The 15,962-nt window shown below is 65.8% G+C and carries 5 protein-coding genes; 2 read left to right on the forward strand and 3 right to left on the reverse strand.

Translation table 11 applies throughout. From position 1 onward, the window contains the following. The first annotated feature begins 14 nt into the window (after positions 1–14). The gene (locus E1263_RS19425; RefSeq protein ID WP_238161331.1) at positions 15–467 is read left to right on the forward strand and encodes a VOC family protein; all 453 of its coding nucleotides are present in this window, start codon (positions 15–17) and stop codon (positions 465–467) included. Here E1263_RS19425 and E1263_RS19430 read toward each other — a convergent pair. The 3 genes from E1263_RS19430 to E1263_RS19440 all read right to left on the reverse strand — a co-directional run bounded on the left by E1263_RS19430 (position 464) and on the right by E1263_RS19440 (position 6,448). Then, complete coding sequence (locus tag E1263_RS19430; RefSeq protein ID WP_165956682.1) at positions 464–2,998, reverse strand: YfhO family protein; 2,535 nt, start codon at positions 2,996–2,998, stop codon at positions 464–466. The genes E1263_RS19425 and E1263_RS19430 overlap by 4 nt on opposite strands. Before the next feature lie 113 nt (positions 2,999–3,111). After that, positions 3,112–4,239, reverse strand: a complete 1,128-nt coding sequence (locus tag E1263_RS19435) for a glycosyltransferase family protein (protein WP_202868960.1) — start codon at positions 4,237–4,239, stop codon at positions 3,112–3,114. 184 nt (positions 4,240–4,423) lie between these two features. Beyond that, complete coding sequence (locus tag E1263_RS19440) at positions 4,424–6,448, reverse strand: tachylectin-related carbohydrate-binding protein (RefSeq protein ID WP_132169307.1); 2,025 nt, start codon at positions 6,446–6,448, stop codon at positions 4,424–4,426. A gap of 331 nt (positions 6,449–6,779) precedes the next feature. Here E1263_RS19440 and E1263_RS19445 point away from each other — a divergent pair, with 331 nt between their 5' ends. Then, the gene (locus tag E1263_RS19445) at positions 6,780–15,962 is read left to right on the forward strand and encodes a putative adhesin (RefSeq protein WP_165956683.1); all 9,183 of its coding nucleotides are present in this window, start codon (positions 6,780–6,782) and stop codon (positions 15,960–15,962) included.

The raw sequence follows: 15,962 nt of genomic DNA on the forward strand, positions 1-15,962 counted from the left end.
GTGGGGGTATCACCATGACCGAACGCACCGAGGTCCCCAAGGACCTCGCCGACATCCCCGTGGACCCGGCGCATCCGCTGGTGGTGCCGGGAGCGTTTCTGCTCGAACTGTTGCCGATGCCGGTTGCGGATGTCGACCGAGCCAAGGCCTTCTACGCCGACAAACTCGGCTGGACCTGCGACGTCGACATCAGCCCCACCGACGGCGTACGGATCGCGCAGTTCACTCCGCCCGGCTCGTACTGCTCGATCTTGCTCTCCACCGGTCTCCCGCAGGTCGACATGCCGGTCGGCTCCCAGCGCGGCCTGCACCTGGTCGTCAAAGACCTCGAAGCAGCACGGCAACAACTCGTCGACCGTGGCGTCGAGGTCAGCGAGATCGAGGACCTGGGCGGCGTCTACTACGCCTGGTTCGCCGACCCGGACGGCAACACCTGGGCCCTCCAGCACATGCCCTGGCGGGCTTAGGGCTGGGAGGGGGTTGGGGGTGCACTGCGGCGGCGCTCAAGGAGCTTCAGGGCGGCGACCAGAGCCAGGAGCCCCGCCAAGGCGGCGGCTCCGGCTAGGAGGCCAAGCCGCAGGCCAGCTGGGCGGTAGACGCATGCAACGCCGGTCGCCTGATCGCTGACCGGCACGGCCATCAAGCCCGCCACCTGGGTTGGTTTGCGGGCCGCCTGACCATCGACCTGACACTGCCAGCCCGGTGACAGGACCGTTCCCATCACTACCCGGCCCTGTGTGCCAGGCGTCAGCTTGACGTCGATGTTGTGGCCACCGACGCGGACCTCGGCCGGTTGGCTCTGCCCGAGCCGGGAGACGGCGAGCTCGAGTTTGCTGCGGTCGAGACAGCCGATGGCTCCGACCGGCAACTGAGTCGAGACCGCCGTCCGGAGTCGTACGCCGAAGGCACCGTTCGCGTCGGGTGAGCCGACCGGAAGCAGCGCGCCGCCGCTGTAGATCCCCGGCCGCTTCGCCATCGGCGGCAGGATCGGCGTCCACCGCCCGTCCAGCAGCGCTTCACCGGCGAACTCGCGGCCGGACAGATAGAGCTGGGATCCAGGTTGGCAGCGCCCGGAGAGCCGGAACTCCGCTGGGGTCGGCGCTGCCGCAGGCAACTTGATCGTTAGCAGGCGAGGGCGCCGGTTGCTGATCGCGAGCTGGGATCCGGCGGCGGGCAGGACCGTCAGCTTCGGGATCGCGTAGACGTCGCCACCGAGTGCGGTCTCCTGCAATCCGAACGGCCCGGGATCGGCCGAGATCCAGGGCTTGCCCGGTCGGACCGTGACGAATGGCGACACCGAGCTCCGCACCAACTGCAGTCCACCCTGGTCGTCGCTCCGGACGCGTGCACCGACCGAGAAGATCGCATCGATCACGGGGTTGGCCGGATCGATGACAGCCCGTCCGAACGCCCAGTACCCGAAGCCGAGGTTGATCAGCTCTTCCGACAGCTCGTCCGGGATCGTCGAACTGTAGTACTCCGGGCCCTCGCCGCCGATCAGCATCGGATCGTTCACGGTGCTGACTGCACCCGCCGACACCCGCTGCCGCGGCCAGTCTTGCGCTGACTGCACCAGTGCTCGAGCCTGTTCCTGACGCGCACCCCAGGCCGGCGTGACGGTGTACTTCTCCGCCCGTGCCTTGTCGATCGCGTACGTCGAAGCAGCCCCCTCGCCGAGGACCGCCACCACGAGCACGGCTGCGGCCACTCGAACGACCAGGAGCGACGGTCGCCAACGCCAAGCCGCCCAGACCAGAACTGCCACGATCAGCATGACCGGCACGACGACCTGCGTGACTGGAGTCGTCGACCACGCGCCGAAGGCGGCGCCATACAGGGCACCAACGAGCACCACCGGTACGGCGATCGCCAGGACGTTCCGCAATCCGGCGGCCAGCGACAGCCAGCCGATGGTCACTAGCATCCCGGCGACGATGAACGCCTGCCGGAACGGGTTTCCGTTCGGCGAGTCGAAGCCGTGCCAGATCTCGTGCGTGATGCGGACCTGCATGCTGACGAGCGTCAGCATGACGACGACCGACCAGACGATCCGCTCGCGTCGAGCGATCCGCCGGTTGAACGGAAAGCTGAGCGCGGCGAGCAGCAGTACTGTCCCGATCGCGAGTCCTGGCGTCCGCCCGACGCCTTCGGACGCGGGCAGCAGCCGGCCCAGGAACGACAGCCAGCCGATCGGGTGGAAGGTCTCGTCCGGGCTCGGCCGGGCGTACCCAACGGACTTGAAGGTTGGCACCAGCAGCGGTGCGGACAAGCCGATTCCGACGACGACCACCACCAGGCAGCGCACGGAACCGGTGAACCGATGCCGCCACGAGCCGCCGTCGGGATCTGACAGCACGCGGGCGATCAGGACCAATGCGGCACCTAGCGTGGCCATATAGACCGTGTAGAAGTGCGAGTACCAGAACAGGGCGATCACGAACGGCGCCACCAGCAGCGGCATGACGGTGCGCCTCTGCCGGACCCACTCGCAGAGCAGGCAGATCAGCGGGAACGCGATCAGTCCGTAGAGCCAGCCCGTCATGTAGCCGCCGTCGTCGAGTGCCCAGCCGCAGGTGGCGTACGAGACGCCGGCCAGCGCGGCTAGCCAGCTCGGCGCGCTCGGGCGCAGCATCCGCAGGTAGGCCGTCATCGCGGCGGCCGCGGCTGCAATCGCCGCGAGCATGATCACGTAGAGCGCGAGGTCGATCTTGTTCCGCGGGAACAACAGGACGATCCAGGACAGCGCAGCCCCGTTGTACGCCATGAAGTCGCCGAGGTATGGGACGCCGTACCCGCTGGACCAATTGAAGAGGAAGTCGCCCGGCGCGGCCCCGGTGAGCAGGTCGCGCAGATGGGCATGCATCGGGATGAACTGATGGCCCAGGTCGAGAATGTTGCGACCGTGCGAACCGAACGGGTAGGTGCCACGGAGCACGCCTCCGAGGATCACCGCAGCCACCGCAGCCACCGCGGCCAGTGCGGCCCCCGGCACCGCCATCCGCCCTCGAACTACCACTCTCACACCAACCCTCTGCTCGTTCCGCGGTCCGACCGTACCGGAGTTCGGCAGCCGGTGAGCGCTCCAACACATGCCCTGGCTCGCCTGTGCCGCTACGGGGAGAGCGTCCAGATGAAGGCCAGGTAGCCCGCGAAGGTCACTGAGGTGGCAGCAAGGAACGTGAAGATCAGCGCGGCCTTGGTGGTCTGCGTTCGGGCCAGGGCTCGGGCGGCGGGGAGTAACAGCAGGAAGGCCGGGAGGATGAGGCGGCCCTTGGCGTTGTAGTAGTTCGAGGCGCCGATCGAGGAGATCAAGATGAGGGCGCAGTAGAGCAACAACGGCCAGGGGAGGCGGTCGACCGCGTTCAGGGCCAGCAATAGGATCGCGGCGACCAGGACGAAGGTGACAACCGTGAAGTCCAGGGCCGACGCGGTGGTGAGGGCCTTCTTGGCAACTCGGTACGCCGAGGTGCCGTAGTCGAAGGACGATCGCCAGATGGTCTTCTGGATATGGAACCAGCCGTCGATGCGACCGGTCTGGTTGCCGACCCAGAGGATGTAGCCCAGCCACCCCAGGGGAGCGGTCACCCCGGCGATCCACGGTCGCCACCCGTCCTGGCGACGGACAACCGCTATCAGCGCAACCAGCCCGACCACTCCCACCAATGCGATCGCGGATGGCCGTGTCAGACCCGCCAGTGCGGTCAGCACGCCCGCAGCGACCCAGTTGCGGCGCAGCATTGCCAGTAAGGCAAAGGCGCTCAGTGCCGTGAAGAGCGATTCGGTGTACGCCATCGACTCGACCAACGCGTGCGGTACAACGCCCCACAGCCCCGCAAGCAAGATCCCAGTACGCCGGTCCGCCAAGTGGTTGCCGACGGCAAAAATCCCCCAGGCCGCGACCAGCGAGGCCGCCACACTGATCAGAATCGCGTTCTGGGCGGTGGAGAACGGAGATACCCAGCCGACCCCCCGCACCAGCATCGGATAGAGGGGAAAGAGTGCCATTTCCTTCCCGCCCGCCACGGCGTCGTATCCCTGGTCGGCGATCAGCACATAATGTGTGCCGTCGAAGTCGCCAAGCACCTTGCCGAGGCTTTCCGGCGTGCTCCTGCTCCAGATGGCCAGTACGACGAATGTCAGCACGCGGGTGGCGGCGTACAGGGCAACGGCCGGCCAGGCAAACCGGGCTGCGACCGCCCACGTGCGACCGTTCGGCGCCGACGCGGCGTGTGCATGCATGTCCGGTTGCCTTCCTCGAGTGCCGCGACCGCTCGCGGACGCCGGGAGCCTATCGGACGGGCCTGCAGGGCGTGGCGCGCGTCGGCTGCCGCGCACCCCTCGCTGCAACAGCGAGGGGCGCGTCGTCTTCGGCCCGCATCCAGAATTGATCAGAGCCAGTACGACGATGCCGGGCTGGCGAACGCTACGGGAGCGGATTCACGGTAAAGGCCGGGTCCGCTTCGGCTGTGGTGGCAGCCCCCTTGCTGACGCCTGCGGACTTGGCCGGCGTCGACGAGGTAACGGTGCTCGCAGTGATCACGCGGACCTGGAAGTCCTGGTTGTAGGTCGCGAACGCCCACTTCGGATCGCCGCTGTCGGTGTAGACGAACGGTGTCGGGTCAGGGGCGTACTGCTCGGTGAACTTTGTGACGATCTTCTTGAACTGCGGCCAGGTTCCGCTGCCCTGGGCAACTTCCTGCGCGAAATAGTTGTTGCCGTCAGACCCACGGACGAGGACCTCGACCAGGCCGGTGTCCGGAGAAATGATGGCCCCCGGCGAACCTTGCCAGGTTTGGCCCGCGTCACCGATCTGTTCCCAGGTTCCCGGGAAGGCGGTACCGGCAGCGCTCTGCTTCTGCGTTGCGATCCGGCCGTCGGCGTCCCGGGCAAAGACTCGGAGCAGGTCGCCGGGGTAGCGGACGATCGCCGGCTTACCGGTGAAGCCCGAGCCCCCGAGACTGCTGAAGGCCGACAGTGTTGTGCCGTTCCAAGCCGCTGCCCAGAAGGTTCCGTCGGCGTCCTTGCCGATAACCGTCAGGGTGTTGTTGGGGCCAGGACCGACGACAGGTGTGCCGGTCAGGACCGGAGTGCTGCTGCGCTTTTGCCAGGCAAGGAAGCCATCGACGCCCTCGACCTTGGTCCAGAGGCCGCCGGCATCGTCTACCGAGAACAGAACCATCTTGTTCGTTACTGGACTCTTGCGTGCTGCGACGCCGGTGGCCATCAGACCAGCGCGGTCGACAGTGACCAGCGGAGCATTGGGCGTGGTGGGGATGAAGCCCAGGGCACGGCTGTTCGCGGCGCGCACAGTGATGTCGAGCTTGCCGTCGGCGCCTTGGACCAGGGCCGGCGCACCCACATAGGCGCTGGTATCGGGGAGCGGGGTCCAAGCCGTGCCGCCGAAGTCGGTCGGATCGGTCTGTCGGCCCCACTTCGCGCGGCCGATGTTGTCGGTGTAGCCGTACTCCAGTGATCCATTGCTGGACTGCAGGACGGTCACTGGAGAGTTGTTCTCGGTCGGTGCCGGCGGAGTGGCGGGGACGAACGACTTCGTCAGCTTGCAGGCGTTCGAGGTCCCGGCTACATCGATGAATCCGTCCCAGCCTCCGCCTTGATCGTTGGCCTCGAACACCCAGCCCGCCGGTACCGGATCGATCCGGTACCGGTAGTGAAGTAGCGTCTTGCCTGCCCGAATGCCGAGGATCGTGTCTCCTCCGACGGTGAAGAAGCTACCGAAGGTGTCCCAGGACGTCTCGCCGATCACACGGTGACTGATGTAGCGATCACTGGTGGGTTCGAAGTGATAGCGGTGCAGGACCCCGGCAGGAGTGCGGGCGTAGATGACGCCGTCGCCAACGGCCGTGATTGCGTTGTAGACGCCCCAGCCGCTAGCCACGGGCTGATGTGTGAAGGTGCCGTCGGCCGCGTTGTACTTGGATCGGCGCAGAGTTCCGTCGTCTTGCAGGTAGTAGAAGTCGCCGCGCGCGTCGATGGTGATCTTATTCACTCGGGACTGCACGGCATAGATGTTGAACAGCGTTCCACCGATCGGCTTGGCGAACACGTCGAATGCGGTGCCGTTCCAGTGGTAGGCGAACATCCCGCTGCCGTTCTCGGCCGGCCTGATGCCGTAGATCCATCCGTCCGGCCCGGCCAACAGCTTGGAAAAGGTGTTGAAGCCGGTCGCGATCTGAGCCGGGTTGCCGGTGAATGCCGGGGTAGTCGTGCTGCTCAGGTCGTTGAACTTGTAGAGCATCAGTTGGCCGGTGGGTTTGATGGCGAAGACGTTCTGCGTTGGTGTGCAGGTGATGTTCGCGTCCTCGGCGAGCGCCCGGGTCGGGGCGGTGAGCGTGATGACGGCCGTCGAGAGAGCGACGGTGAGCGTAGCGGCGGTGATTTTCCGGCGCCATCGAGCCCCGGTAGCGCGTGCGGACCGAGCAGTGAACATGGGTACCCCCAGGATTGCGGCGATGCATGCGAGAAGCCCGCCCCGAGCCGCATGCTCCAACAGACCGGCGGATGTACACCCGTAGCCGGTCGGAGAGCAGTCTATGGCCGATTTGTCGATGCGTCGGATGTCAATACGTGCAATCTCGTCGGGCTCGATGGTGCGTTGAGTGACCAACTGTTACCGTCTGGCTGTTTGTGGTGCTCGGGGGAGCAACATGACTTTCACCTGGGGGTAGTTCCACATGGCCGGATCGCTGTCGCGCGCCCAAAGACGACGTCGCCGATCGTGGGGCAAGGGTCTCGCGCTACTGCTGGTGGCAGCAGTGCCGATGAGCACCATTGACTTCACCCCCGCGGTAGCCGCGGACAATCCCGCCGGCGCCAAGCCCGGGAAGCACAAGCCGCAGCCGGCTCCGCAGCAGCGCGAGGGCTCGGCTGCAGGTCAGCCGCAGGTGATCGGGAACGAGGTCAACAAGACCGTTCCGGCCAGCCTCAAGTCGCGTTATCCCGAGCGGCAGTTGAGCACGGCGCAGCCGAAGGCCACGAACGGCATCAAGGTCGTCTCGGCACCGGTCAAGCCTGTCCTCGGTTTCGATCGCAAGACCAGCCGGGAGATTTCGAACGAGCGCACGCGGTTCCGGACCACCTACGCGAATGCGGACGGTACTGAGACCACGGCGATCTCCGACACCCCGGTCAACTACCAGCGGCCGGATGGAACCTGGGCCCCGATCAAGGTCGCGCTCGACCGGCTGCCCGCCGTCGAGGGCGACGGGTGGCGTTCGTCGGGTGACACCGTTCGGTCGATGCTGGCGGGAAGCCTCATCCCGGATCGGCCGGTAGCCGAGGTGACGCTGAGCGGCGGCGAGAAGATCGGCTGGGGTGTGCAGCAGACCGGCCGGATTGCCGGCACTCCGGTCGGCACGGACACAGTCCGGTACGCCGGGTTCCAGCGCGGCGCCGATCTGGAACTGACTGTGCAACCGGCTGGCCTCAAGGAGACGATCGTCCTCCGATCGAAGGCCTCCGAACGCTCCTTCGTGTTCCCCCTGTATCTGCAGGGCCTGACCGCCACACTCAGCGGTGCGGACGTCGTCCTGACTGATGCCCAGGGCAACCAGAAGGCCCGGATTCCGGCCGGTTTCATGGTGGATGGCGTCTCCGCGACCTCGAGTGCGGTCACCTACAGCCTGGTCGAGAGCAACGGTCGCCAGGCCCTGAAGGTGGACGTCGACGGCCGGTGGCTGGATGATCGGGCGCGGGTCTACCCGGTGCGGATCGATCCGCCGGTCCAGGAGGTTAACGCCGACGGTGACGGTGGCATGACCGTCCGAGACTCCGGCAGCTATCTGAGCAACAGTGACTTCATGGTCGGCCGGCGAGACGGTAACCGATCAGCGGCTTACCTCAAGTTCACGCTGCCCGACGCCCTGAAGTACCACACGGTCTACGGAGCGCAGCTCCAGGTCAACAGCTACTTAGCGCCGTCCTGTGCGCCGCGACCGGTCACTGTTCACGGGGTCACCCAGCCGTGGACGGCGAGCACCGGCCTGAGCTACCCCGGCCCGGCGGTCGGCGCCGCGCTGGCGAGCAGGTCGTTCGCGCAGGGCTACATCGCGGGCGGGACGACCACCACGAAGTGCGCGCCGGTCGCGACCCTGTTCAACCTCGGCGCGCCGGGCGCCGCATTGGTGCAGCGCTGGGCCAACGACTCGAGCACGAACTACGGTCTGTCGCTGCGTGCGCCGGTGAACGACGACAGTTCGTGGAAGGAGTTCGCCGGAACCAAGTCCGCGAACAAGCCGATCCTCTTCGTCACCCACACGCCGTACAACGCGAAGTACACGATCGGTGGTGCCCCGAACCCGCCGGTCATGCAGAGCACCGACGGCAAGATCAAGATCACAGTCAAGAACCTCGGTGCCGAGGACTGGGCACCGTCGCAGTACTACCTGAAGACCGTCGTGCTGAACATGAGCGGCCAGCAGCTCTACCAGTACCGCGGTGCCGACCTTCCGAAGACCTTGGCCCGGGGCGCGAGTGTGACGCTCGACGCGACGATCAAGAAGATGACTGCCGGTACGACGTCGCGGCAGTACCAGGTCTACTTCACTATGGTCCGGGTCAAGGGTCCGGACTTCAGCACCGAGAACGTGAGCCCGGCCAAGATCATCATCGAGGTCCGGAACCAGCCGCCTGTGGTCGACGGGCTGTCACCCGACAACGGGTACCGGACTCAGACGCTCACCCCGCAACTGTGGGGCCGGGCCTTCGACATCGACGCATCGACGGCGGGGATCACCTACAGCTTCGAGGTCTGCGAGAAGACCGCTCTCGGGACGTACACCCCCTGCTTCAGTTCGGGCTATCAAGCCGCCGGCAATTGGGACATTCCCGCCGGCAAGCTGGCGTGGAACAAGGAGTACGGCTGGCGGTTGTCTGCCAAGGACAGCCAAGGCGCCGTGACGGTTTCGCCGGCGGGAACCGACCGGATGGCACTGCTCACCGACATCCCGCAGCCGGCAATCACGTCGCGGCTGGCGAACGCGCCGTACGGCACCGACGATCAGCCCTTCGACGCGAACCTCGGAAACCACCTGAGCTCGGCGATCGATGCCTCGATCCCGGTCGCCGGCCCCGAACTCGACGTCGTTCGTACCTACAACAGCCTGGACCCGCGCCGTACCGGTGTCTTCGGTGCCGGGTGGTCCAGCAAGTACGACCTCAAGCTCGTGGTCGAGAGCGACAACAACGTCCTGGTGACCTACCCGGACGGCCAGCAGGTCCGGTTCGGGAAGAACCCGGACGGGACCTATGTCGGTCCCGCGAACCGCCAGGCCCGCCTGACCTTCGACAGCACGATCAACAACTGGATGCTGAAGGACGGTGGCGCGAACAGCTACACCTTCTCGCTGTCGGGCAAATTGACGCAGATCAAGGGCCGCTGGGGCAAGCCGATGCTGTTCGAGTACGGCAGCGACGGCAAGCTCTCCAGAGTTGTCAGCCAGCAAGGTAACAACCGCTCGCTGTCCTTCAGCTGGGAAGGCACACACATCGCGTCGGTCAGCACTCAGCCGATCGACGGCGCACCGCTGACCTGGACCTACAGCTATGAAGGCGATCTGCTCAAGTCGGTGTGCGAGCCGGATGGTAAATGCACGACATATGGCGCGTCCCAGGGTTCGCACTACCGGACTGCGGTGCTGGATACCCAGCCTGACTCCTACTACCGCCTCTCCGAGGAGAGCGACGGGCCGGCCGCCAGCGAGGTCACGCTGAACTTCGGCAAGGACAACGGGACGTACAAGGGCGTCGACCACAACGTCGCGGGTGCGCTGGCCGGATCCAGCGACACCTCGACCCGGTTCAAGGGTGCGCTGGGACCGTCGTACGTCGAGCTTCCCAACGGCATGGTCCGGCGGAACCGTAACCAGTCGATCGAGATGTGGTTCCGGATTACCGAGAAGGGCGTCACGAACCCCTTACTCGGCTACCAGAACAAGAACGTGGAGGGCGACTCTGCGGCCGGACTGCCGATTCTGTACGTCGGAACCGACGGCCTGCTCCGCGGACAGTTCTGGGGCGGTGCGGCCGCACCGATCACCACGGCGGGCCCGGTCGACGAGGGCCGCTGGCATCACGTCGTACTGTCGGCGGCCGGTTCGACCCAGACGCTGTACCTCGACGGTCTCGTCGCAGGGACGGCGACCGGGCGGACGATCGATCACCTCGGCATGGTCTACAACCAGCTTGGGGCCGCTTTCGCGAAGGCTCCGGGCGCCTGGCCGGGCTGGGGATCCGCGACGCGGAACTATCTGCGGGGCGGGATCGACGAGGTCGCGGTGTACTCCCGGCCGCTGACGGCCGACGTCGTCGCGGCGCACTACAAGTTGGGCAAGAACCCGTCGGACCAGTTGACGACCGTCACGATCCCCAGCGGGAAGGTCGTGTCCGCCGCCGTTTACGACACGGCCACCGAGCGGGTGAAGGAGGTCACCGACGACAACGGTGGGCTGTGGAAGATCGGCGAGCCGGTCATCAGCGGCGGCGCGAAGGATCTTCGCCGGACCGTCGTGGTCCGGGACCCGGCCGATCGCCGGTACCTCTACGAGTACGACGGGATCGGCGGCTGGCTGCTGCGTTCCGGCGTACCGAACGGGCTTGGTACGCGTGACGAAGACCTGCCGAGAGCGCCGACCCCGACGCCGACTCCATCGAACTGCAACACGCCGGATCCGGGCGACCCCGACTTCTGTGTGGTCACACCCGGCTCCGGGTCGCAGGATCCGATCTTCGACTGGCATGGGCTCGACGGCATCGCGATCCGGAGCTTCGAGTACGACAAGTCCGGACAGCTGATCAAGACGACCGACGAGATCGGCGACACTGCCACTCTTGGGTACGACATCAAGGGCAACAACACCTCGCGGACGACCTGCCGCAACCATGGTGAGGATTGCCACACCAGCTACACGACGTTCCCGACCACCGGACTGACTGATCCGCTCGATCCGCGCTGGGGCCGGCCGATTGAAACCCGCGACGGACGCTCGGCCAACTCGACGGATGATACCTACAAGTCCACCTTGACCTATCTGGCCCAAGGCGACGTCGTGTCGCAGAAGTCGCCGGCGTCCGGCACGGTCAAGAACACCTACACCAACGGAACCGAGTTCGGCCCCGACGGGCAGATGCCGTCGGGTCTGGTCCTGACGACAACCGATGCACTCGATCAGACGACGAACTACAGCTACTACGCCTCAGGACAGCTCGAAGCGATCACGACACCGAGCGGGCTGAAGACCTCGTTCACCTACGACTCGGTGGGCCGCAAAAGCGCTCAGACACAGACCTCGGACGCCGAGCCGGCAGGGGTGACCACGAAGTTCAGCTACGACAAGGCGTCGCGGCTGACCTCTACCACCGGACCGGTGACGACCGACAAGGTGACCGGAGCCAAACACCAGCAGAAGGTGTCGCTCAGCTACGACGACGACGGCAATGTCGTCGCCGAGGAGACCGCCGATCTGATCGGTGGCGGCGAGCCGCGGCGGACGACGTACACGTTCGACGACCGGAACCGGCTCCAGCGCCAGACCGACGGCGTGGGGAACGAGGTCAGTTACGAGTACGACGGTTTCGGCAATCGGACCGCGATGATCGATGCCAACGGTAACCGGTACGAATACGCTTTCACAGCGCGGAACAAGCTGGCCGAAGTGCGGTTGCGCGACGCCGACGGGACCGGCGACACCGGTTACAAGGTGATGCGCTCGTTCGGCTACGACCAGACCGGCCGGGTCGTCCGTGAGACCGACACGATGGGGCGCACGACGCGCTACCAGTACTACGGCGACGGCCTGCTGAAGTCGACGACGCTGGAGGGTTTCCACAACCCCGACGGCACGACCCGAGACGTCGTCCTCGAGGCCAACACCTACGACGGTGCCGGAAACCTGCTCACCCAGGCCACCGACAACGGCAAGTCGAAAACCACATTCACCCGCGACAGCGCGGGACGAGTGCTCACGAGCCTGGTAGACCCAGGTGGGCTGAACCGACGGACGACGATGACCTACGACCTCGGCGGCAACATCCTGTCGACGGTCGAATCCGGATCGTTCTCGAACACGCGGGTGCTGGTCAGCGGCCTGGAGCGCAAGACGACGTACCGGTATGACGGAGCGAGCCGCCGGACCGCGCAGACCGTCTGGCTGAACAGCAACACCGGTCTGACCACGACGTGGGCCTACGACCAGCGTGGCCTGCAAACCAGCGCCACATCGGCGCGCGGTAACGAGACCGGCGCGGTGGCGGCGGACTTCACCACGAAGTACGGGTACGACGAGCTCGGCCGGCAGAACGTCATCACGCTGCCGAAGGTGGCGGTGGAGGAGAACGGTCAGGCCGCGACGCAGACCTCGCCGGTGACGACGGTCGGGTACGACGCCTACGGCGCTGTCACGTCGACAAAGGATGCCTTGGGCAACGTCGGCCGCACGGTCTACAACCAGATCGGCCTGCCGATCGAGACCACCGGACCGACCTACACGCCGCCGGGCGGCACGGCGATCACGCCGAACGCCAAGACCGAGTACGACGCCAACGGCAATCCGGTCAAGACGACCGATTCGCGCGGTGCGCAGACCTTCCTCACCTACAACCGACAGGGCCGGCTGGTGAAGAGCGACCAGCCCGCTGCAACGAACGACAACCGGGCGGTCTGGACGTACGAGTACACCGGGAACGGTGCGCCCAAGGCTGTTGTCGATCCGCTCGGCAGCCGGGTCGAGTCGACGTACGACGATCTCGACCGGGTGATCACCCGGACCCAGGCCGAGCGGAAGCCGGTGACCGACAACTTCGTCACCAAGTTCGCTTACGACGATGCCGACCGGGTCACATCGACGACCTCACCGACCGGCGCGACCACCACCACGACGTACGACTCGATCGGACAGCCGATCAAGGTCACCGATCCGTCGAACGTGGTCACCCAGTTCGGCTACGACTTCGTCGGCCGCCAGGTGGAGCAGGTCGATGGACTCGGCCGGATGAATGCCTCGACATTCGACCTGAGCGGCCGCTTGGTCGAACAGGGCGACTATGACGCGGCGAACACGGAGCTGCGCAAGACGTCGTACACGTCCGATGCCGATGGCAACGTTTTGACGGCGAAGTCGCCAGCCGGTGGGCTGACGTCCTTCACCTATGACGCGCTGTCGCGGTTGACCCGGCAGCAGGAAACAGTGACCGGGACGCAGTCGATCACCACGACGTTCGGGTACGACGCGGCCGGGAACCGGTCGCGGTACACCGACGGACGAGGCAACTCGACGTACACATCGGTCAACAGCCTCGGGCTCACCGAGTCTGTGATCGAGCCGTCGACCGTCGCGCACCCGGCTGCGGCGGACCGGACCTGGACGACCTCGTACGACGCCGCCGGTAACCCGGTGCGGGTCGCCCAGCCGGGAGGCATTACCCGGACCCGGACGTTCGATGCTTCCGGTCGCCTTACCGAAGAGGCGGGCTCCGGGACCGGTGCCTCCGCAGCTAACCGGAGCATCGGGTACGACGTCCTCGGGCGGGTGACCTCGATCAATGCTCCGGGTGCGGCCGACACGTACACCTACGACGACCGTGGTCAGCTGCTGTCCGCAACCGGGCCCTCCGGCGACGCGACGTTCGCCTACGACGGCGACGGCGCGCTGACCAAACGGACGGATGCCGCCGGGACCGCGGACTTCGCGTACATCAAGGGTCGACTGAGCTCGATGACCGATCCGGTGACCCGAACCGAGCAAACGCTCGGCTACGACAACTCCGGTGCGCCCAAGAGCATCGGCTACGGCCTCGGCCGGATCCGCACCTTCGAGTACGACGGCCTCGGCCGGCTGAAGTCCGATGCGCTGAAGAACAGTGCGGGCTCGACGGTCAGCTCGGTGGCCTACAACTTCGACCTTGATGGCAATGTCACCGGCAAGACGACGACCGGTGTCCAGGGTGCTGGAGCGAATACCTACACCTACGACAGCGCCGACCGGCTCAAGACCTGGACCGTCGGTGGCAAGACCACGTCGTACGAATGGGACGAGGCAGGCAACCGGGTCAAGGTCGACGGAAAGACCGCCCGCTTCGACGAGCGCAACCGCCTCATCACCGACAGCACCACCGACTACAGCTACTCCGCCCGCGGCACCCTGATCTCGAAGACCACGGGTTCGGAAACACAGACCACCAAGTTCGACGCCTTCGATCGCGTCGTCGAACAGGGCGGCCGCAGTTACCAGTACGACGGCGCCGACCGTCCGATCAACGCCGGCGGAACCAGCCTCAAGTACGCGGGCCTCAGCGACGAGGTCTCCTCCGACGGCACCCAGATCTACGGCCACGACCCCGGCGACAACGTCATCTCGCTGGCCCAAGGCCAAACCCGCCGTCTCCTCCTCTCCGACCGCCACACCGATATCACCGGCGGCTTCGACCCCGCAGACGGCACCCTGGCCGCGCTGCCCGACTCCCGAACCTACGACCCCTTCGGCAAGAACCTCGCCAGCACCGGCCTCACCTACGGCGTCGGCTACCAAAGCGACTGGAGTGACCCCTCCACCGGCAACGTCAACATGGGCGCCCGCTGGTACGACCCCAACACCGGCACCTTCAACTCCCGAGACACGGTCGGCTACTCCGGCGGCCCCGCCGCCGACGCCAACCGCTTCGCCTACGGCAACACCAACCCCCTCACCAACTACGACCCCACCGGCAACAAAGCCGTCGACCCGTACGGCGAGATAGGCCAGGTCTGCAAGTGGGTCCCGGCCAAGCCGAAGCCGCCGCCGCCACCGCCGCCTACGAGGGGCATCAATCCCCAGAAGTTGAGGGCCTGGACGTCAGTACTTGGTGGTGACGGCCCGAAGGAGCTCCGTTGTACGTGGACGGGCAAGATTCCCGACAACATCTGTGAGGGTCCGGGGCGGCACGGCCAGAAGTGCCCCAAGAAGCCGGCATGCCCGCCCACATGCCCACCAGGCGGCGACGGCGACGACGGCGACGACGGCGACGATCCCGCAGACCCCACTCCCACGCAGCGGAAGCCTTCACCCCCGGACCCGGCAGTCAAGGCGCGCCAGCAACTCGAAGAGAACGTCAAGCAGAACAAGCAACCCAACGCCCCAGCCGCTGTCGATCCCGTGATCGCCCGGCAGAACCCAGCCGGCGGCGGTACATCCAAGAACCTGATCCAGGACACTCGCGGCTCAGCTGACGATGTCTACAAAAACGCGGTCAAGGATGCCGGCAACCCCGTCCAGAACGCGACCTTTAACGGCAACGGCCCCCGAATGAGTTTGAAGGAGGCATTCAAGGAGCTAGGCAACGGAATCTGGAACAACAAGGGCGCCATTGGCCACGGCCTGCTGGACGCCGTGGGCCTGATCCCCGGTCTAGGCGAAGTAGCTGACCTCGCCAACGCCGCCTGGTACGCCGCCGAAGGCGACTACGTCAATGCCGCTCTCAGCGCTGCCTCCGCTATACCAATAGCTGGGTATGCTGCAACTGCGGCCAAGGCCAGCCGCTACGTCAACAAGGGCCTCAAGGCCGCTAGAGAAACTCGTGGAGCCGGGGGACTCGGGCATGATGTGGCGAAGCAGGTGCGACGAGGCGGACGTAAGGATGGTCAGACCGTCCTGGCTGGGCACGGAACTTACACTTATGGCAACGGTCAGATCACCGTTCCCGATGGCACCTACTTGCGTATGTACTCCAAGCATGGTGAGGGTCTCAGCTTGAAGAATGGTACGAGGATCGAGGGAGGCAAGCGGGTCAAGCCGTATGAAACATTCGGGCCAGGCGATAAGATCGACAACTATAATCTCAAAGCCCCCGACAATCTCGTCATCTATGAGAAGTCGATCACGGTAGAAAGGACGACGCTGCTTAGTGATCTGCTGAAGCCAAATATGGGCGTCTGTCACTGGGCGGCCTGCAGGAATGTAGAAAGTGCCTGGTAA

This window comes from Kribbella antibiotica, from assembly GCF_004349055.1.
In the GTDB taxonomy this organism is placed as follows: Bacteria; Actinomycetota; Actinomycetes; order Propionibacteriales; family Kribbellaceae; genus Kribbella; species Kribbella antibiotica.